Source organism: Bacillus sp. FSL R5-0709, from assembly GCF_038004785.1.
In the GTDB taxonomy this organism is placed as follows: domain Bacteria; phylum Bacillota; class Bacilli; order Bacillales; family Bacillaceae_G; genus Bacillus_A; species Bacillus_A mycoides.
This window is the reverse complement of record NZ_JBBORT010000001.1, coordinates 705,110-726,231: the sequence shown is the minus strand read 5'-3', so window position 1 is coordinate 726,231 and position 21,122 is coordinate 705,110. Positions and strand designations below refer to the sequence as shown.

Below are 21,122 nucleotides of genomic sequence, written 5' to 3'. Positions count from 1 at the left end.
AACTAAAATTAAAAAAATATGAGCTACACTGTTATCTAGTTTTCAAAGAACATACATTTAAACTTGAGAGATAGTTCTCTCAAAACTGAACGAAACAAAACAAGTCAACGTTTATTGATGAACTGCGTTCATCAATTCTCCATAGAAAGGAGGTGATCCAGCCGCACCTTCCGATACGGCTACCTTGTTACGACTTCACCCCAATCATCTGTCCCACCTTAGGCGGCTGGCTCCATAAAGGTTACCCCACCGACTTCGGGTGTTACAAACTCTCGTGGTGTGACGGGCGGTGTGTACAAGGCCCGGGAACGTATTCACCGCGGCATGCTGATCCGCGATTACTAGCGATTCCAGCTTCATGTAGGCGAGTTGCAGCCTACAATCCGAACTGAGAACGGTTTTATGAGATTAGCTCCACCTCGCGGTCTTGCAGCTCTTTGTACCGTCCATTGTAGCACGTGTGTAGCCCAGGTCATAAGGGGCATGATGATTTGACGTCATCCCCACCTTCCTCCGGTTTGTCACCGGCAGTCACCTTAGAGTGCCCAACTTAATGATGGCAACTAAGATCAAGGGTTGCGCTCGTTGCGGGACTTAACCCAACATCTCACGACACGAGCTGACGACAACCATGCACCACCTGTCACTCTGCTCCCGAAGGAGAAGCTCTATCTCTAGAGTTTTCAGAGGATGTCAAGACCTGGTAAGGTTCTTCGCGTTGCTTCGAATTAAACCACATGCTCCACCGCTTGTGCGGGCCCCCGTCAATTCCTTTGAGTTTCAGCCTTGCGGCCGTACTCCCCAGGCGGAGTGCTTAATGCGTTAACTTCAGCACTAAAGGGCGGAAACCCTCTAACACTTAGCACTCATCGTTTACGGCGTGGACTACCAGGGTATCTAATCCTGTTTGCTCCCCACGCTTTCGCGCCTCAGTGTCAGTTACAGACCAGAAAGTCGCCTTCGCCACTGGTGTTCCTCCATATCTCTACGCATTTCACCGCTACACATGGAATTCCACTTTCCTCTTCTGCACTCAAGTCTCCCAGTTTCCAATGACCCTCCACGGTTGAGCCGTGGGCTTTCACATCAGACTTAAGAAACCACCTGCGCGCGCTTTACGCCCAATAATTCCGGATAACGCTTGCCACCTACGTATTACCGCGGCTGCTGGCACGTAGTTAGCCGTGGCTTTCTGGTTAGGTACCGTCAAGGTGCCAGCTTATTCAACTAGCACTTGTTCTTCCCTAACAACAGAGTTTTACGACCCGAAAGCCTTCATCACTCACGCGGCGTTGCTCCGTCAGACTTTCGTCCATTGCGGAAGATTCCCTACTGCTGCCTCCCGTAGGAGTCTGGGCCGTGTCTCAGTCCCAGTGTGGCCGATCACCCTCTCAGGTCGGCTACGCATCGTCGCCTTGGTGAGCCGTTACCTCACCAACTAGCTAATGCGACGCGGGTCCATCCATAAGTGACAGCCGAAGCCGCCTTTCAATTTCGAACTATGCAGTTCAAAATATTATCCGGTATTAGCCCCGGTTTCCCGGAGTTATCCCAGTCTTATGGGTAGGTTACCCACGTGTTACTCACCCGTCCGCCGCTAACTTCATAAGAGCAAGCTCTTAATCCATTCGCTCGACTTGCATGTATTAGGCACGCCGCCAGCGTTCATCCTGAGCCAGGATCAAACTCTCCAATAAAGTTAGTTTGTCTAGCATCTAAAAATAAAAATTGACGTTCACGTTGTTTGTTTCGTTCAGTTTTCAAAGAACTTGTTTGCCGCTTCAAAAGCGACTTCATCATATTAACATCTTCATTTTTCGATGTCAACTATGTTTTGAATTTCTTTTTTGTCGTTTTCTGCGTTTCCGCATCAGCGACGTTTATTAATATACCATCATGGTTTTTAAATAACAAGTATTTTTTATAAAAAAATACAAAAAGTTATCTATCCTACTTTCTTCTATAGAAAGAACCCTTATCCTTTCTACTAAAAACATTCATTTTGATTGTATACAAGTTACTATACACTATCATCAACCAGGCAGTATTTCACAATAACTTCCTAACCTTTAGTCTTCTTCTTTTTTAATTTTATAATTACCATAGTTCTGCTTAAGAAGGACAAATAATCATTTAAATGTAGAGTAACAAAAAACGTGGCCACTATACTAGAGCAAAACTTTAATTCCTGATTTTTCTCTCCAATCAGGAATTTTGCTTCCACAAATAACAAACTTCCCCTCGAAATATTAAATTAAGATTATTGTTAGAATTTTTTTACATTTAATTAATGAAAGATATCCAATTTTTGTTATATAGTAAGAAAGTGCCCACAAAACTATAAATAAACTAATGGAGGAATTATTTTATGGATAGGTTAACAAAATTTTCATTAAAAAACCGAGCCGCTATTATTATCATGGTTTTTCTCATTTCCATACTCGGTGTTTATTCCGGCTCTAAATTACCTATGGAATTTTTACCAAGCATCGATAACCCTGCAATAACTGTTACGACATTATCTCAAGGGCTCGATGCTGAAACGATGACCAAGGACGTAACTGATCCCCTTGAAAAACAATTTCGTAATTTAGAACATATCGATGGCATCACTTCTTCCACACATGAGGGATTATCACGCATCGACATTGCATATACATCCAAGGCAAATATGAAAGATGCGGCACGCGAAGTCGAAAAAACAATTAATACGATTAAATTACCTAAAGATGTAACTAAACCTGTTGTTAGTCAATTAAACACTTCTATGATTCCACTCGCTCAAATTACCATCCAGAAGCAAAACGGATTTTCAAAAGCTGACGAAAAACAAATTGAGAAAGAAATCGTACCACAACTCGAAAGCATTGATGGTGTTGCCAATGTTATGTTTTTCGGAAAATCAACTTCCGAATTATCCATCGTACTTGATCCTAACCAACTAAAAGATAAAAACGTAACATCACAGCAAGTATTAACAGTTTTACAAGGAAAAGAAACGTCCACCCCAGCCGGAGCAATTACCGTTAATAAGGAAGAATACAATCTTCGTGTCATCGGAGATATAAAAAATGTAAATGACATTAAAAATATTACCGTTACACCTCAAGTAAAGTTACAAGATGTCGCTCAAATTGAATTAAAACAACATTACGATACAATCTCGCACATAAACGGGGAAGAAGGAACAGGATTAATCATCATGAAAGAGCCGAGTAAAAATGCGGTTGCAATCGGAAAAGAGATTGATAAAAAGATTAAAGATATAAGCAAGCAATATAAAGATCAATTCTCTATTAAACTTTTAGCTTCAACTCATGAGCAAGTTGAAAATGCTGTTACTAGTATGGGAAAAGAAGTAATCCTTGGGGCAATTGCTGCAACTTTCATTATCTTAATCTTTTTACGCAGCTTTCGAACAACGCTCATCGCTGTCGTTAGTATTCCATTATCTATTTTATTAACACTATTTTTACTCCACCAATCTAACATCACACTTAACATTTTAACTCTAGGTGGCTTAGCCGTTGCAGTTGGACGTCTCGTCGATGATAGTATCGTTGTCATCGAGAATATTTTCCGTCGTTTACAAAAAGAATCTTTCTCTAAAGATATTATTCTCGATGCAACAAAAGAGGTCGCCGTCGCAATTACCTCTTCTACTTTAACAACAGTCGCCGTTTTTTTACCTATCGGTCTCGTATCGGGAGTAATCGGAAAACTAATGTTACCTATGGTGTTAGCAGTTGTATATTCTATACTTTCTTCCTTAATTGTGGCATTAACAGTCGTTCCACTTATGGCTTTTTTACTGCTCAAAAAAACAAAACGTCGCAATTCACATTCTTCACCGCGATATGTCGCTACATTAAAGTGGGCTCTTTCTCATAAGTTTATCATTCTACTCACTTCTTTTTTATTATTTGCAGGATCAATCGCAGCCTACATACTACTTCCGAAAGCGAACATAAAGTCTGAGGATGATACAATGCTTTCCGTTAACATGACATTTCCAGCTGGTTATGATTCTGAAGCTAAAAAACAAAAAGCCTTTGATTTCGAAAAGAAACTACTCTCTAATTCTGATGTAACAGATGTTATTTTGCGAATGGGATCTAGCGCAGAAGATGCACAATGGGGACAGACAACTCAAAACAACCTTGCAACTATATTTGTAGTCTTTAAAAAAGGTTCTGACATCGACCAATATATTAAAGAATTAAAAAAGGATCATACAGCTTTCGAACCAGCTGAACTTGATTATATAAAAACGAGTTACTCTGAATCCGGAGGCGGAAACAACTTACAATTTAATGTAACAGCTACTAACGAAACAAATTTACAAAAGGCCGCTAACATCGTCGAAACAAAACTAAAAAGCATGGATTCTCTTTCCAAAGTAAAAACAAATATAGAAGAATCTAAAAAAGAATGGCAAATTCATATCGATCAAACAAAGGCTGAGCAACTAGGTTTAACACCAGAAGTAGCAGCACAACAAGTATCATTCCTTATGAAGAAATCTCCTATTGGGGAAATCTCAATCAATAATGAAAAAACAACTATTATGATAGAACATAAAAAGGCATCCATTAACAAACAAGAAGATATTTTAAACACAAACATACTATCACCTATTAACGGACCAATTCCTTTAAAAGACATTGCAACTATTTCAGAAAAACAACTTCAAACGGAAATCTTCCATAAAGATGGGAAAGAAACGATTCAAATTACTGCAGAAGCTTCAAGTGAAGATTTAAGTAAAGTAAGCGCTGAAGTAAACAAAGCGATAGCTGACTTAGATTTACCTAACGGGGCAAAAGTAAATATCGCAGGTGCTACTGAATCTATGCAAGAGAACTTCACTGATTTATTTAAAATTATGGGGATTGCAATCGGGATTGTATATTTAATTATGGTTATCACATTCGGGCAAGCACGTGCTCCTTTCGCGATTTTATTCTCTTTACCATTAGCTGCTGTCGGCGGTATTTTAGGATTAATCATTTCAAGAACACCTGTTGACGTAAATTCATTAATCGGCGCATTAATGTTAATCGGGATTGTCGTTACAAATGCTATTGTATTAATAGAAAGAGTGCAACAAAATCGGGAAAACGGTATGGAAACAAGAGAAGCCTTACTAGAAGCAGGATCTACTAGATTACGCCCAATTATTATGACAGCTATAACAACAATCGTCGCTATGCTACCGCTCCTCTTCGGGCAATCTCAAGCAGGAAGTATGGTATCGAAAAGTCTGGCCGTCGTTGTAATCGGTGGTTTGGCAGTCTCAACCGTTCTTACATTAGTAGTCGTTCCCGTTATGTATGAACTATTAGATAAAATCGGGAGAAAAAGACGCTCCCGCAGAAAAATAAGCACTTCTACAGAAACACCTGATATTTAAACCAAAAGGCGTTATCTTCAATTATGAAGATAACGCCTTTTTTATCCCTCTATCTATCCATAATATAATCCATCACTTTTTTACCATACTTCTCTAGCGGCTCTCCAGAATCCACAATAAGATATTCACCATGTAAAGGCCTTTTACTGCCAGCCAGACATTTTTTAAATGCTACCTCTGATTCTACTTTTGTAATTTGACTTATCTTACGTTCACGCGTTTGTAACCTACGATTAATTTCTTCTATATTATTAAGATAACATTCAATATATTTATATGTAGCACCATGTTTCTGACATAAATCTATTCCTTTTTTAACCATCCCTTCATAGAGACATGGACTATCTAATATCACACTGCGCTCTTGTTCCAACAAAAAAACTATCAGTTTCCACTCAATATCATAGGAGACTCCCCCAACAACTGTCGATTCACTCCCTCTTACCGTTAATGATTTTAATAAATGTCCGTAAAAAAACTCCCTGTTTATAAACAGAGAGTTCTTTTACGGACATTTATGCCGCTTTTACCTTCTTCGTCGTTTTACGACTTTTTTTCGCTCCTGTAAAACGCTTGTGTAATACAGATGCTACGAAACGAGAAATGATATTAAAGAGTAATACCATAATAATTAATACAGCTGCAGATTTTGTTGCAATTAACTTCGCATCCGGGATAATCCCTTCAGAGTTTAATTTCCAAATGTGAACAGCTAACGTTTCAGCTGGTCTAAATGGATTTAAAGGATGCGAGGGGCTCGAGAAGTCCGCTGCTGAATTTAAAATAGGTGATGTTAAACCCGCTGTATAAATTAACGCCGCAGCTTCACCGAATATACGGCCTGCCGCTAAAATAATACCTGTAATGATTTGTGGTAACGAAGACGGGATAATGATGCGGGCAATTGTTTGCCATTTCGTTGCACCCAGTCCAAGACTCGCCTCTTTTACATTATGAGGAACTTCAGAAATCGCATTTTCACAAACACGTGTTAAACCAGGCAAATTCAAAATAGTTAAAGCAAGAGCTCCACCCATTACTGTATATCCCCAGCCTGTCATGGTAACAAATACTAATAAGCCAAATAGTCCAACAACAATAGAAGGTAAAGACGCCATTGTTTCAATACATAAACGAACAAAACTTAAAAAACGACCTTGTTTTGCATACTCCGCTAAATATATTCCAGCCCCTAGTCCAAGAGGAATAGATATAATAAGTGTTATAACAAGCATGTAGAAAGAATTGAATAACTGTGGACCAATTCCCCCACCAGCTCTTGTATTGCTTGGTTCTCCGAATAAGAAACTAGGATCCCAAAATCCCCATCCCTTTTGCAGAATTTCGTACATTAAAAAAGCCAGCAAAGCTACAACTAAAGCTGCAACCCCATAAAAGATACCTGTCCAAACTTTATTTACCGTTCTTGCATTCATTATTATCGCTCACCTCTTTGACCAATCGCTCGAATTACTAAAATAAACAGGAATGAAATAACAAGTAAAATCATTGCTAATGTCCATAGCGCATTGTTCCAAGCTGTTCCGTTTAATGTATTCGTCATATCCATTGTCAGAATACCTGTTAACGTTGCTGTTGGACTATATATTCCTTCCGGTAATTTAATCGTGTTCCCGATTACCATTTGAACCGCTAACGCTTCACCAAAAGCACGCGCTAACCCTAAAACTATACCTGTTAAAATTCCTTGTTTTGCAGCAGGAACAATAACTCGGCTAATCGCTTGCCATTTCGTCGATCCTAGACCGTAAGAAGCTTCCAAGTAATCAAACGGAACAGAGCGTATTGCATCAGAGGCAATACTAGCAATAGTAGGTAAAATCATAATACTCAGGACAATAATACCCGCAATTAAACTAAATCCCACTCCACCGAACGAATCCCGTAATAGAGGAACCAAGATCGTAACCCCTAATAATCCGTATACAACTGATGGAATACCAACTAATAATTCTAAAACAGGCTTTAATACTTTATTCCCAAACTTCGGCGAAATTAAATTCATGAATATAGCAAGAGCTATAGCAATTGGTGCACTAATGACAACAGCACCTAACGACACAAGCGTCGAACCGACAATAAAGATGACAGCACCATACGTACCTTGATCAGCATTTGGATTCCATTTTGTCGAAGTTAACACCTCAGAAAACGAGATACCACTTTGCGTGAAAGATTGAATTCCTTTGCCGCAAATAAACGCAATAATAGCTAATGTAATAAAAACAATAAAGATACCGCAAAACGTAACAAGTGATCTACCTATATATTCACTCTTTACGTAATTAATTTGTTTTTTCCCCTTCATCACAGGACAGACCCCACTTCATAGATTGAAATGAACAGGACTGGCCTTGCAGCCAGCCCCATAAAATTTTATTACTTATTTAATTTAGACATTGGGATGTAACCCATATCTTCTACTTGTTTTTCGAAATCTTTACCTTTTACATAGTCAATGTAAGCTTTTGTCGCTTCTTTCGCCTCACCTTTAGTTACCATGTACTCATAAGACCAGAATGGATATTTACCAGCAGAGATGTTTTCAACTTTCGGTTCAGCACCATCAATTTTCACAGTTTGCAATGCACCTTTTTTATCGCCAACCATGTAAGACATTGCTAAATAGCTGATTGAACCTGGAGTAGAGTTAATCGCTTGCTCTACTGCACCGTTAGAATCTTGTGTTGTACCAGTTCCATCATTAATTTTAGCTTCTTTCATAACTGTTTTTTCAAATGTAGCACGTGTACCAGATGAAGCTGGACGATTAATTACATTGATTTTTTCATCTTTTCCGCCTAACTCTTTCCAGTTTGTCACTTTTCCAGTGAAGATATCTTGTACTTGTTTTGCTGTTAAGTTATCAACTTTTACATCTTTATTTACGACAAGTGCGAATGCGATACCCGCTACCTTGTTATCTACTAATTCTTTCGCTTTTTCAGCATCTTTTATTTTATCTGAAGCCGGAACATCCGAATTACCAATTTGTACTGCACCAGATGCTACTTGGTTAATCCCAGTTCCACTACCGCCACCTTGAACTTGAATAGAAACTTTTGAATTTCCCTCCATGAATTTCTTTCCAGCTTCTTCCGCAAGAGGTTGAAGAGCTGTAGAGCCAGCCGCTGCAATCGTACCTGATAATTCTTGTTTTGCATCGCTACCTTTAGCAGCTTCCTTATTATCCGTACTTTCTGTTTTTCCACATCCAACTAATGCACCTGCAACAACTAAAGCCGCTAAAGAAAATTTAATACCCTTTTTCATAATCATGTCTTGTACCCCCATTTGGATTATCACTTTTCGAATTCATCTTCTTTCGAACACAAATTCATTGTAGGACAACAATATTATGTGAGTGTTAAGCAATTTTTAAGTTTAAGTAAATGGAGGTAACATCCCATAAAAGCTAGACATTCCAACATTTACAGTTAAAAAAGCCAACAAAACCCACACTAAACACGCAGTATTGTAAATTTAATCTTAACAATGTAAATTCAATGTAAATATTTTTCTTTATTTTGCCCTTTAGATTAAAACTATATTTACAATTCCTTTATATTTTTTAACTTTCACACTCTTACTTCATTTACATTAAGAAGAATTCCAGTAATATTTTTCGGTACAACTAAATAAATTGGAACAATTCTAAAAATATTTGAATATTTTTAAAGTACTAATTGACAGCATCATTAAATGTAGTCTACTATATTAGTATCAAAAAGTTTACCTAAGGAAACTTTTTAAACTAAAACTAAAAATATAGAGATGAGGTAACTTTTATGGTATCGGCTAATACTAAACCCCTTTCCGAATTCAGAACAGGGGAATTTGTACAAATTGAGAAGATACAATTAGAAGGAACTATGAAACGACGCTTATTAGATTTAGGCTTTTTTCCTGGAGCGACAATTAAAGTATTACAACGCAGCCCACTTGGAGACCCAGTCGCTTATCAAGTAAGCAACACAACTATTGCACTGCGTAGTGAAGAAAGCTCCCTTATTTTCGGGGTATTAATAGGAGATGATTTCAGATGAGTAACCATCGCATTGCGTTAGCTGGTAACCCGAATACCGGGAAAAGTACATTATTTAATACTTTAACAGGCTTAAAACAACATACTGGAAACTGGACGGGGAAAACTGTTTTAAAGGCTGAAGGGGAATATAAGCATGGCGGAAATATATATACAATAATAGATTTACCTGGAACTTACTCACTGTATTCAAATTCGGCAGATGAAGAAGTAGCACGAGATTATATTATATTTGAAAAACCAGAAGTAACTGTAGTTGTTATAGATGCAACTGCAATGGAGAGAAATTTAAATTTAGCACTCCAAGTGATGGAAATGACAAACGATGTGGTCATTTGTATTAACTTAATTGATGAAGCGGAGAAAAAAGGAATCATTATTGACGAAAAGAAATTAGCAAAATCACTCGGTGTACCTGTAGTGAAGATTTCTGCTCGCAACCGAGTAGGCATTGGTCATTTGCTAAATGTCATCGCTAAAGTAGCAAATAAAAAACTAATTCCAACACCAATTAAAATTACTTATAACGATAAAATCGAAAATATGATTCAGGAATTAGAACCACAAATTTATAAAGTATTCGGTGATACGTATCCAGCACGTTGGATTGCATTACGTATATTAGATGGAGATAAGAATTTCTTAACTACACTTCAAAAACACCATAACGAACCACTTGTAAGGGAGGTTATAATCAATGGAATCTCACTCAGCCAGTAAAGCTCTTCCACTGGACTATATTGTTCAACATGCACAAACACTTTCAAAAGAAGATATACGAGATGATATTGTCGGAGATATTTATCGAACCTCCGCAAGTATATGTAAAGAAGCTGTTCAATATACAAATACCGATAAATTGTATCGTTCTGAAAAACTAGATAAAATTTTCACATCTCCAATCTGGGGATTCCCAATTATGCTCGGTATTTTATCTATTATTTTTTATCTTACAATTGCAGGCGCTAACGTACCTTCTGATATGATCGCTAAGTTCTTTGGCTGGGTAGAAGGATATTTAACATCTTGGTTCCAAGCAATGCATGCACCAGAATGGCTACATGGCATTTTAATACTTGGTTTATTCCGCGGTATCGGTGCTGTTATTAGCGTTATGTTACCACCTATGGCAATCTTTTTCCCTATGTTCGCGCTATTAGAAAACTACGGATATTTACCACGTGTCGCATTTAACATGGACCGCTTATTCAAACGATCTGGTGCACATGGCAAGCAATCTTTAACAATGGCAATGGGATTCGGTTGTAATGCAGCTGCCATCATGTCAACACGTATTATTGAATCACCACGTGAACGTATGCTTGCAATCTTAACAAACAACTTCGTTCCTTGTAACGGTCGCTGGCCTATGTTAATTTTAATGGCTTCATTATTTATGGCTGCTGGTTATACAGGTAGTATGCAAACACTTGTTACTGCTGGCGTTGTAGTTGGAATGGTTGTAATTGGTGTCATTATGACATTAACCGTTTCTTGGGTACTATCAAAAACAGCTTTAAAAGGTGTTCCGACTCACTACACACTTGAGTTACCACCGTACCGTAAGCCAAAAGTTTGGAATACAATTGTACGCGCAACACTCGATAAATCAATATATGTTTTAAAACGAGCTGTAGTTGTAGCTGCCCCTGCAGCTGCATTAACTTGGTTACTTGCTAATATTTTCATCGGTGACACAAGCTTACTTATGTATTTTGTAAACTTCCTAGATCCATTTGCTAAAATGTTAGGACTTGACGGATTTATTCTAGCAGCGTTTATTCTTGGACTACCAGCTAATGAAATTGTTATTCCGATTTTATTAATGTCTTACTTATCAACTGGTGCTTTAACTGAAATAGATGATTTTAATCAAATTAAAAATCTATTCTTAGAACACGGTTGGACTTGGTTAACCGCGTTAAACACAATGTTGTTCTCTCTTCTTCATTTCCCATGTGGAACAACACTAGTTAACATATATAAAGAAACAAAAAGTGCAAAATGGACATTCTTATCGTTCGCAATCCCTACTGTCATTGCCATTGTTGTTACATTCCTCTCTACACAATTGGTACATTGGTTAGGACTTGTATAAAAAACAAAGCATACATAGAAGGTATCCCCCTTCACATATGCTTTGCGCAAAAGAAACCTGAAATTATTCAGGTTTCTTTTTTTCTTTCCACGGCTGCGCTCCATACGTTGTAATTTTTTTATGAATGAAGTATATGGCTCCCGGAAGAACCGCCATTAATATCGTGCAACTAATTCCCAATCCAGTAAACAACTTACATCACCTTATTTCACTCTCTTCGGTAAAGCTGAACCTGAATGTGCAATCGTTGGATGAACATGAACAGTAATTTCAGCATTACTAAAGTATTTTTCACCTTGATCCCAATTCTTATCTATCTTCTTCCACTCTTTATAATTATGTCGCTTATATACTTCCCCTAATGCTAATACATCTACCTTATATTTTTTTTGAACAAGCTTAATCGATTTTTGGATGCGTTTCTCCATTTCCTCCGAAATATCCTTCTCTAAACGCTTTTCATTCAAAACCTTTTTATGATCACTAAAGTGCAACTCGGCCAATGTACCTTCCAGAGATAAGTGAATATTAAACTTTGGTTTTGTAGCATCCGTTGTAGATACTTTAATTTTTCGATGCAGCTTATGAATTTCATATGTAATAAGTTGATTCTTTTTACGGATAGTAAAAAAACCTCCAATTTTTTTACCTATTATATAATTCATTCCTAACGTTTCTTCCCCATTCAAAATGCCTACACACTTATTATCCTTCCCGCGAAACAACGCCGCTCCGTTCATTTGTACCCCTTGTTTTGTTAGTTCGAGAATAGGTAATACGAAACTCTGGTTAGAAATCATCTTTTCCTGTACTTCACCAATTCTTGCAGCCTCAATCATTTGGGCATTTTTCGGAGGATGTTCAGCTAACATATCGATATACTGCGCTGGCAAATTTTCAGGCTTGGCACTCTGCTTTAAAATAGCTTCTGCATTTTTCTTAGAAACGAACAAACGAATATTTCTTCTCATTTCATGATCGCGAATATATACATCTAACGTATTTTGTAAAACATATGGATTCGCTAGTAAATCTTTAGAAAAAATTATCACTTGTATATGCGGAAAGAATAATGAGCGACTAATTTTTTTAGCGATAATTCGTATTTGCTCAAAGACACTATCTGCTTTCGCACTAACATTAATATAATTTTCGCTATCTCCATCCCCTTGTCCACCTTGTTGCGACAATTTACTTGGGAGCACCATCTGATACGTCCCTTTCATAATTGGATTCGATTGTTTTTCCTTCACGATATCGTAAGCCGCCCCTACTACAAATCCCCTTTCTTCTATCTCCTCCAGCTCAGAGCACCCACTAATAGATCCAGCTAAAAACATAATTATTATAATTTTAAGAAGGTGTTTCATTGCCACCATTCCTTCTTTTTATTTTATATACAATAAAAACTAGCAAAGGTGCTGACACAACAAACCCCATATCTATCCAAGCTAAATAAGTCCCATAACTTGATAAATCATTCGAATTGCCAGGTATCATATTCACCATAAAAATAATAGGAGCACTCACAAAAATAAATACGTGTTTCTTCACTTTTGGAAACATAGCACAAAACAATAAAGATGCGACGTCATAATACATTGCTGTAGTGTTATAAATAGTAATAATCCAAGTGGTAAAAAAAATCGCATCAAATCTCTCTAAAAATCCTCCACCAATTTCAATTTCTTTCCCTAGTTCAATTGTTGGAAATGTCAATCCACGTGTTGTCATATACGAAAAAACACTAATACAAGTTACATAAATTAAAATGTATGACAAAACGTTTACTATCACCGCTTTTGCAACTGCCATTGGCGCTTTTTTCGCTGTCTTATCGTTCAACATCACGGCATAAAACAGAGCTACCTCAAATCCGATAAATGTGAAAATAGAATTTTTAACTCCTACAGCATATTGACTGACGTCCGTTTGAAAAGCCGGTAGTAAATTATCTATTTCCATTAAGTTCACATTCAATAAAGAAAGCAGTACGATTGCAATTAAAACGATAGGTAAGAATAAAACGTTTAACCTTAATAGAGCCGCTCTCGACCCCGCTATTCCATAAATAACAACTAATAGGAAAAAGAACGACAATAGTTGTACTGGTGTATCACTAAACAAATACGTTTGTGAAATAATTGCAATCATTCGCGATTCATATGCTGTCAAAGCAGCAAACGTTAATACTAAAATGCTACTAATTGTGTATGCAACAGGCTTCGTCAAATGTGCACTCGTATATTGAACAAAGTTTTGTTTTGGGAATAAAATAGCTACCCTCGTTACAAACCAACCTAAAATTGCACATATTAATCCACCCAAAAGCAAAATAATCCAACCGTCCGAAAATAAAGTTTGCGTAGCAATATCTCGCGGCATAGATAATGCACCTATACCGATAATTGTTGACGATACCGCAAAACCAAGTTCCCGAGATCCAATTTCTTCATCCCCATATTCAAATGGCTTCAATTACTCTCGCTCCTTTGGACGTATTGTAGAATCTTTCGTTTGTAAGTACTCTGGTCTTTCTTTCAACATTGATTTTGGCAAGCGGATCATTTCTTCTTCCCAATCTTTATAAAATGCAGGAGCAATAGGCGTTGTATATGGCACCCCAACACTCTTTAAATTCGTAATATGAATCGCAAGTGCAATAAGAGCTAAAATGATTCCGTACAATCCAAAAGCAGTCGCCGCTAACACAAAGACAAAAAGTAAAATCCGGAACGTAATTGTAATGCTATATACAGGCAGTGAAAATGTAGCAATTGCGGTAACCGCAATAATAATTACTAAAAACGGATTTACAATCCCCGCATTTACTGCCGCTTCTCCAATTACAAGACCGCCTACGATGCCAATTGTTTGTCCCATCGGTTTCGGAAGCCTAATCCCGGCTTCTCGTATTAATTCCATCGTTAATGCCATCATTAACGTTTCTATATAAGCAGGAAACGGTACTCCTTCTCTCGCTCCCGCAATGGAATAAGCTAGTTTAGATGGAATAAGCCCTTGATGATACGATACAAGCGCTACGTACATGGCAGGTAATAAAACAGCAGCGATACCTGATCCCATACGTAACATTCTTAATAACGTTCCAATTATCCAACGCTCATAATGATCTTCTACAGATTGAAAAATATCAACAAACACTAGTGGAGCTATAAGAGCAAATGGTGACCCATCTACTAAAATGGCCGCTTTCCCTTTCGCCAATGCAGCCACTATATTATCTGGTCTTTCTGTATTTAAAAACTGCGGAAACGGCGATAAATTATTATCTTGAATTAATTGCTCAATCGTTCCTGTCTCAAAAATGACATCTGTCACTATTGATTGAAGACGCCGATCTAGCTCGTTTACGATGTAAGGGTTAATAATATCCTCTATATATACTAGGGTTACTTCTTTCTGCGATCGTTTCCCCATAATATAAGATTGAAACCGTAACTTCGGATCACGTAAACCACGGCGAATTAGCATTTTGTTCACATTAATATCTTCATTTAATCCAACTCTCGGTCCACGTATTAAATCTTCTGTCACTGGAGGCTCTAGACTTCTTTTCTCCCAAGCTCTACTATTAACAACAATAGCCGTTTGAATATTATCAATTAATATAACTGTATCTCCCGCTAAAATCGCATTTATAATATCAGGAAACGTTGTTTTCATACCAACTTCTGCGATAGAAATAAAACAATCTAATAACGTTTGAACAATAGCTGCTTCTTTTTGTATTTCTTCATATTGAAGCGTACGAACTACATATTTATAAACATTATCCTTATCTGTTAACCCACATAAAAAAATAACAGCACAGCGGGTTAAACTACCAGCAAGAGCAACTTCTCTAATTGTTAAATCATTAGGTGAACCTAACTCATCTCTAATTTCCTTCATAACTTCAAACAAGTTACCTTTTAGCTCTAACAATTTCCCCACCTAACTTCCTTTTCAACAAGTTTTTAGTTAGATTCCGCTAATAGAAGAAAATATATACAAAAAAGAGCTATCTCTTTTCGAAGATAGCTCTAACATACGAATTACTTTTCTACTATTATATTGTCGGTCTTTACAGATACATTTCTTGTGAATCCACTAACGATAAACATCACAATCATATTCATTAACAATGCGACTACACCTACATTTAAATCTTTTATATATTGCGGAAAACTCGGAAACATCGTAGCTATAGTTGAACCAGATAAGGTAATATACGCGACAATTAACAACCCAATCCCCATTCCTGCAATCGCTCCTTGCTTCGTAATAATTTGACGTGGAAACAAACTACATACAAGTGCAGGGAAAAGTTGCGTAACTATACTGTACCCCATTAAAAGAAGAGCCCCTATCGTTTCTCCCCCTTTAAATGTAAACAATACTGCAACAAGCGTTACAACAGGTACAAATAACTTAGCTACTTTTGCAACTTGTCTATCTGAAGCAGATGGCACCATTGTTCGGTAAATATTTTTTGCTAACAACGTAGATGCCGCCATAACAAGCATGGAACCTGGAACTAATGCCGTTAACACTCCTGCACTACCAATAATACCAATAAACCATGGATCAAACGTTTGAAGAGCCAGACGGAATAATGAAAGATCTACATCCGCTCCCTTTAACCCTGGAACTTGCAAGATAGCAGCAAAACCTGCAAAGAACACAAAAAGCAAAACTAAAGAATAGAGAGGCATAATTGCTGCATTTTTCCTAAATACTTTTTCACTTTTCGCTGAGAAAGCTGAGGCAAATGTATGAGGCCACATATAAAAACCGAGAGCCGTTAATATAATAGTAGAAACAAACCAAGAAATACTCATTCCCTTTTCAGGTAAAGATAAAAAACCTGGTTTTGCAGCTTCTACAGCTTCAAACATCGGTTGAAATCCTCCGTAATAGTGATACGGTAAATATATACCTAAAAACATAACGATAAATAGTATCATAATGTCCTTCAAAGCAGCTGTCCAAGCCGATCCATGTATACCTGAAACCATTACATAAATAGTTATAACAATAGCACCAATCCATACCGCAATAACAGGTGTCACTCTTCCATAGGAAGCTTCCGAAACGATAATTCCTAATCCCTTTAATTGCAAAACAAGATACGGGATAATCGAAATAACACCAATAATTGAAACAATTACCCCAAGCGTCTTACTCCTGTATTTCTTCGCAAAGAAATCTGATTGTGAAATGAGGTTATGTTCTTTTGCATACTTCCAAATTGGAGGCAATAAGAAATACGATAAAATATAAGCTAATGCACCATACCCTAAAATATAAAATGTAGGAGCTCCTTTACTATAAGCCCAGCCACTTCCTCCTAAAAATGTGAACGTCGTATAAATTTCCCCTGCCATAAGGAGAAAAACGAAAATAGTTCCAAATCCTCTTCCTCCAACTGACCATTGTTCTAAATTCATATCTTTTCCATGTTGTGCCCGAATTCCTAAAAATAGTGCGAGAAACAAAAATATAATAATGATAAATAATGCAGTCATTTTACGTCCCCCTTATTAGCAGGATCGAATACGTACACAAGACCCATACAAAGAGACGTAATGAGCACTGATAATAGTACCCAAAATAATAAAAATGGCATCCCCCATACGTAAGGAGTGACCGAATTTGCAAATACTGGTCCAACTACTAAACAAAGAACTGGAATAAGTGCTAGCACGTGTATTTTTTTCATCTCATTCTCCTTTACTTATAAAATTCATAATGGATGATACAAAGACTTCCACTCCAATTGGTAATGCGTCTTCGTCAATTGTAAAACGAGGGTGATGATGCGGATATATAATTCCCTTCTCTTCATTTCCTGCCCCTATAAAAAAGAACGTCCCTGGTGCCTTTTGTAAAAATGCTGAAAAATCTTCCCCTGCCATCGTTGGCTGTAAACGAACAACTCTTTCTCTTCCATACAGCTGTAATGCTGTATGTTCAATAAGCTCTGTAACTTCATAATCGTTCACAACTGGGCGATATCCATATTCATAAGAAAATGTATACTTAGCACCGTAGGATTCTGTAATATGTTTTACAATCCTTTCAAGCTTCTTCTTTGTTTCTTCTCTTAATTCATGCCTTAAACTTCTCACTGTCCCTTCAACCTCCGCTTGTTCCGGGATAACATTATGAGTTGTCCCAGAATGAAATTGCGTAACAGATACTACGAGAGAATCTAACGGATTCGTGAGGCGAGATACAATTTGCTGAATTTGCGAAACTACTTGCGCACCAATGGCGATACTATCAACTGTTTCATGCGGAATTCCAGCATGCCCACCTTTTCCCTCTATCGTAATTTTAAAAACGTCCGGCGCCGCCATCGCAGGACCATAAATTACACCTACTTTTCCAACCTCTAATGACGCCCAAAGATGAGCACCAATAATGTAATCCACACCTGTCATCACTCCCGCTGCGACCATTTCCTCTGCACCGCCTGGAAAGTTTTCTTCTGCATGTTGAAATAAAAAGCGAATCTCTCCCTTAACTTTCTCTCTTTCCTCTACCAACTTATGTACTACACCAAGCAATATTGCCATGTGACCATCGTGACCACACGCATGCATCACACCTGGATATATAGAAATAAAATCAAACTTATTTTCTTCATGAATAGGAAGAGCATCCATATCAGCACGAACCGCGATAGTTTTACCAGGCTGCCTACCAATTAACCTTGCCATTACACTATATTTAGTAGGCCTTGAGACTTCTAAATACGGGATTTCCCGAAGTATGTCGAATACAAATTGAGATGTTTTTTCCTCTTGAAAAGATAACTCTGGATACTTATGAAAATGCCTTCTCCACTCAATCAACTGATTCTTTGATAAAACAAGTTCCTTTGCGACATCCATTTCTCTTCTCCCCTTCTTTACCAAGTTAAATGTTATTATAGCGTGAATCGTTAACTTCTGAAAGAATTTTCAGAATTTTCTATAATGAATATTCAAAAAGAAAAAGCCATCTCAAGATGACTTTTCATTTTATAAAATAGTAATTGCTTGTTTCCCCATTTGCTCCCATGCCTTTTCAAATTCAGCACGAGGAACAGCTTTTCGTGGATTGTTTGCAAGAGGATCATTTACGTATACAAAGTTTTGATCATATCCAATTACTACAACACTATGCTCATAATATGTAATTTTCACTTTACCTGAACTCGTATTCCATGTTTCAAAACTACTTTCGGCTAATGGTTTAAACGTTGTATTAATAATTACCCATACTGGAGAACCAGAACTAATTACTTTATATAGATCTTGCACGTCTCTACCCGTTAAATTAATTACTTTTTCAGGAACATACTTTTCTGCTAAATTAAAAATCGGTTGATTATATACACCGTATCCCGGCTCAGCTTTCGTGTAAATATTTCCAACGAATCCCTCATACGGATTTCCATGCAAACCATCTTGTTTAAATGGAACGCGATGAATTTCACTAGCAAGTTGCATCTTATCTACTTGTACACCTTTATGTTGTAGTAGCATAGTTAAACTTGTCACTTCACAACCTCTAGGTAATTCAGGTAACTGTCTAATAAACGGAACCTCTGTAATCATTGCACTTTCTTTCATCTCAGAGAAAAGGTCTAACCGAAATTCTTGTGCCTTTTTCATAATTTTATCTTTCTCAAAAAAGAACACGACAGCAAATATAATACCGAAAATAAAAATATATTTTAACTTTTTCATCATAAACCAAACTCCATTATATCAATTATTTTAAAGGCACAACTCCTATCATTGTACCTTTCTTCTTACTAGTTTGCTAGAAAGATTCTGTGAATTATTATTCACAAATACTTTTTAAAATTCCGATTGTTTGAAATAGAAAGAAAAAAATATAATTTTTCAGAATTTTTTACTAAAAAACAAAATTATTAACCTAGTGAAAGAATCACATTTCCTTCACTAGGTTAATAAACATTCTAAGGTATTTAGTCATAGTTAGTTTTTCCTTTACATACTCAGTTCACAACAAAATAAACCAAGTATGTTTTTCACCCCCACTAATGATTAAAAGCACCGAATAAAATCTAGTTAAAACATACAAAAAAATATGGGGGAGGGACATATGAATCAACAAGTAGAACAAGCAGAATTAAAATACCGCACACCACTTTATCCAATAGTTCCAATCGTAGCTTTCTCACCCAATTTCCTTACATTTGTTAGTTTAGCTTTCATTCCAGATCAGAGAATTGCTCTTTATTGCTGGGTTCCATTTATGATCATTTGTTACATTTTATACCGAGTTAAAGTTTCGGAAAGTTGTCACATTTGAGCAAAAAAGAAATATAACTTAGGTAACAAACTGAATATATTAAAAATTCAGTATTTTTTCTTATGATAAGATAATTTTTTTCTATTTATTGGGTATGTTGGTATAACTTTATTTATCTTAAAATTCCCACAATCACGTTTTTATCTGGAAAATAGTTTACAATGTTATCAAGTTACAAATGATATTCACCTTAAAAAGCGTGCATTTGTGTCTATTTTTTAACAATATAACAAAAACTATTGCCATCTATAAATTAATAGGTTTATATTGTTTTATTGGCATAGTTTCAATCCAAGGAGAAAGGAGATTTTCAATCGTGCAACTAAAGAAAGCATTTTGGAAGTTGGCTTCGCTTCTTCCGTTATCATTACTTCTGTTCCTCGGTGGCTGTGATAAAAAACTCGCAGTATTAAATCCGCAAGGACCTGTTGCAAAAGCACAGTATGATTTAATTGTTTGGTCATTCTTGCTTATGTCATTAATTATCGCAATTGTATTCATCTTGTTTACAGTCATCTTGATTCGTTATCGTGAAAAACCAGAGAATATGGACTATGAGCCACCTGATCAACATGGTAACACATTATTAGAAATCATTTGGACAATTATTCCTGTTATTATCGTTATCGCATTATCGATTCCAACAGTTAAAGCAACTTATGCTTCGGAAGAGGTTCCGCAAGAGTCCAAACATATTAAACCAGTTGAAATTTATGTTACATCTGCAAACTGGAAATGGTTATTTAGTTACCCGGAGGAAAAAATTGAAACCGTTAACTATTTAAACATCCCAGCTGGTGTACCAATTCAATTTAAACTGACTTCTGTAGGTCCAATGAATGCTTTCTGGGTACCAGAACTTGGTGGTATGAAGTATACAATGGATGGCATGATCATGGACTTATATTTACAAGCTGACAAACCAGGTTCTTACCTAGGTCGTAGCTCGAACTTCTCTGGTGAAGGATTTACTCACATGGAATTCGAAGTTGAGGCAAAAACTAAAGAGAAATATGATAAGTGGGTAAAAGAAGTACAAGAAACTGCCCCTAAATTATCAGAAAAGAAATATAACGAAATTATTAAACCTGGTGTAGTGGGGCGTATGACGTTCTCTAGTCACCACTTAAGTTATGTAGATCCAAAATCACTTGAATATTGTGATTACAACTACTACAAAAACAAAAAATAATAGCTATTATTCCAACAGA

16 protein-coding genes, 1 rRNA gene and 2 pseudogenes are annotated in these 21,122 nt (G+C 36.8%); 6 read left to right on the top strand and 13 right to left on the bottom strand.

The window, feature by feature from the left end; all coding sequences use genetic code 11:
• Window positions 1–145: 145 nt before the first annotated feature.
• Window positions 146–1,697: ribosomal RNA gene (locus MKX37_RS03610) — 16S ribosomal RNA — on the bottom strand.
• Window positions 1,698–2,368: 671 nt separating this feature from the next.
• Between MKX37_RS03610 and MKX37_RS03605 the strand changes: the two genes are divergently transcribed.
• A complete protein-coding gene (locus tag MKX37_RS03605) occupies window positions 2,369–5,413 on the top strand; it encodes an efflux RND transporter permease subunit (RefSeq protein ID WP_033731024.1) in 3,045 nt (1,014 codons plus the stop codon).
• A 49-nt stretch (window positions 5,414–5,462) separates the two neighbouring features.
• On the opposite strand, the pseudogene MKX37_RS03600 reads toward MKX37_RS03605, so the two are convergent.
• From MKX37_RS03600 to MKX37_RS03585, 4 genes and pseudogenes are all read right to left on the bottom strand, one after another.
• Window positions 5,463–5,879, bottom strand: a pseudogene (locus tag MKX37_RS03600) (AAA family ATPase); the annotation flags it as partial.
• Between the two features lie 49 nt (window positions 5,880–5,928).
• A complete protein-coding gene (gene pstA, locus MKX37_RS03595) occupies window positions 5,929–6,849 on the bottom strand; it encodes a phosphate ABC transporter permease PstA (RefSeq protein ID WP_002010630.1) in 921 nt (306 codons plus the stop codon).
• Window positions 6,850–6,851: 2 nt separating this feature from the next.
• Window positions 6,852–7,742: a phosphate ABC transporter permease subunit PstC gene (gene pstC, locus MKX37_RS03590; RefSeq protein ID WP_002090872.1), complete on the bottom strand. Its 891-nt coding sequence runs from the start codon at window positions 7,740–7,742 to the stop codon at window positions 6,852–6,854.
• Window positions 7,743–7,813: 71 nt separating this feature from the next.
• The gene (locus tag MKX37_RS03585) at window positions 7,814–8,713 is read right to left on the bottom strand and encodes a phosphate ABC transporter substrate-binding protein PstS family protein (RefSeq protein WP_139367925.1); all 900 of its coding nucleotides are present in this window, start codon (window positions 8,711–8,713) and stop codon (window positions 7,814–7,816) included.
• 509 nt (window positions 8,714–9,222) lie between these two features.
• Between MKX37_RS03585 and MKX37_RS03580 the strand changes: the two genes are divergently transcribed.
• The 3 genes from MKX37_RS03580 to MKX37_RS03570 are packed head-to-tail and all read left to right on the top strand — an operon-like array spanning window position 9,223 to window position 11,577.
• On the top strand, window positions 9,223–9,480 hold the full coding sequence (locus MKX37_RS03580) for a FeoA family protein (protein WP_002090873.1): 258 nt from the start codon (window positions 9,223–9,225) through the stop codon (window positions 9,478–9,480).
• Complete coding sequence (locus MKX37_RS03575; RefSeq protein ID WP_002010621.1) at window positions 9,477–10,199, top strand: FeoB small GTPase domain-containing protein; 723 nt, start codon at window positions 9,477–9,479, stop codon at window positions 10,197–10,199. The genes MKX37_RS03580 and MKX37_RS03575 overlap by 4 nt, the downstream gene beginning before the upstream one ends.
• On the top strand, window positions 10,177–11,577 hold the full coding sequence (locus MKX37_RS03570; RefSeq protein WP_002125307.1) for a nucleoside recognition domain-containing protein: 1,401 nt from the start codon (window positions 10,177–10,179) through the stop codon (window positions 11,575–11,577). Before MKX37_RS03575 ends, MKX37_RS03570 begins: the two co-directional genes overlap by 23 nt.
• A 63-nt stretch (window positions 11,578–11,640) precedes the next feature.
• On the opposite strand, the gene MKX37_RS03565 is transcribed toward MKX37_RS03570, so the two are convergent.
• From MKX37_RS03565 to MKX37_RS03530, 8 genes are all read right to left on the bottom strand, one after another.
• Window positions 11,641–11,769 carry a hypothetical protein gene (locus MKX37_RS03565; protein ID WP_002029830.1) on the bottom strand — a complete coding sequence of 43 codons (129 nt, stop codon included), beginning with the start codon at window positions 11,767–11,769 and terminating at the stop codon, window positions 11,641–11,643.
• Between the two features lie 11 nt (window positions 11,770–11,780).
• Window positions 11,781–12,947 carry a Ger(x)C family spore germination protein gene (locus MKX37_RS03560; protein WP_002186981.1) on the bottom strand — a complete coding sequence of 389 codons (1,167 nt, stop codon included), beginning with the start codon at window positions 12,945–12,947 and terminating at the stop codon, window positions 11,781–11,783.
• Window positions 12,931–14,055: an endospore germination permease gene (locus MKX37_RS03555; RefSeq protein WP_002169135.1), complete on the bottom strand. Its 1,125-nt coding sequence runs from the start codon at window positions 14,053–14,055 to the stop codon at window positions 12,931–12,933. Before MKX37_RS03555 ends, MKX37_RS03560 begins: the two co-directional genes overlap by 17 nt.
• Window positions 14,056–15,534, bottom strand: a complete 1,479-nt coding sequence (gerLA, locus tag MKX37_RS03550; RefSeq protein WP_003187400.1) for a spore germination protein GerLA — start codon at window positions 15,532–15,534, stop codon at window positions 14,056–14,058.
• A gap of 101 nt (window positions 15,535–15,635) precedes the next feature.
• Entirely contained in the window at window positions 15,636–17,108 is a 1,473-nt protein-coding gene (locus MKX37_RS03545) for a sodium:solute symporter family protein (RefSeq protein WP_002186976.1), read from the bottom strand.
• Complete coding sequence (locus MKX37_RS03540) at window positions 17,105–17,302, bottom strand: DUF3311 domain-containing protein (RefSeq protein ID WP_002029838.1); 198 nt, start codon at window positions 17,300–17,302, stop codon at window positions 17,105–17,107. Before MKX37_RS03540 ends, MKX37_RS03545 begins: the two co-directional genes overlap by 4 nt.
• Before the next feature lies 1 nt (window position 17,303).
• A complete protein-coding gene (locus MKX37_RS03535) occupies window positions 17,304–18,479 on the bottom strand; it encodes an amidohydrolase (protein WP_002125300.1) in 1,176 nt (391 codons plus the stop codon).
• 129 nt (window positions 18,480–18,608) lie between these two features.
• Complete coding sequence (locus MKX37_RS03530) at window positions 18,609–19,319, bottom strand: C39 family peptidase (RefSeq protein WP_033708232.1); 711 nt, start codon at window positions 19,317–19,319, stop codon at window positions 18,609–18,611.
• Between the two features lie 406 nt (window positions 19,320–19,725).
• On the opposite strand from MKX37_RS03530, the pseudogene MKX37_RS03525 reads away from it, so the two are divergent.
• A pseudogene (locus MKX37_RS03525) lies at window positions 19,726–19,933 on the top strand (amino acid permease); the annotation flags it as partial.
• Window positions 19,934–20,227: 294 nt separating this feature from the next.
• Window positions 20,228–21,103 carry a cytochrome aa3 quinol oxidase subunit II gene (locus tag MKX37_RS03520; protein WP_002010605.1) on the top strand — a complete coding sequence of 292 codons (876 nt, stop codon included), beginning with the start codon at window positions 20,228–20,230 and terminating at the stop codon, window positions 21,101–21,103.
• The last annotated feature ends 19 nt before the right edge of the window (window positions 21,104–21,122 follow it).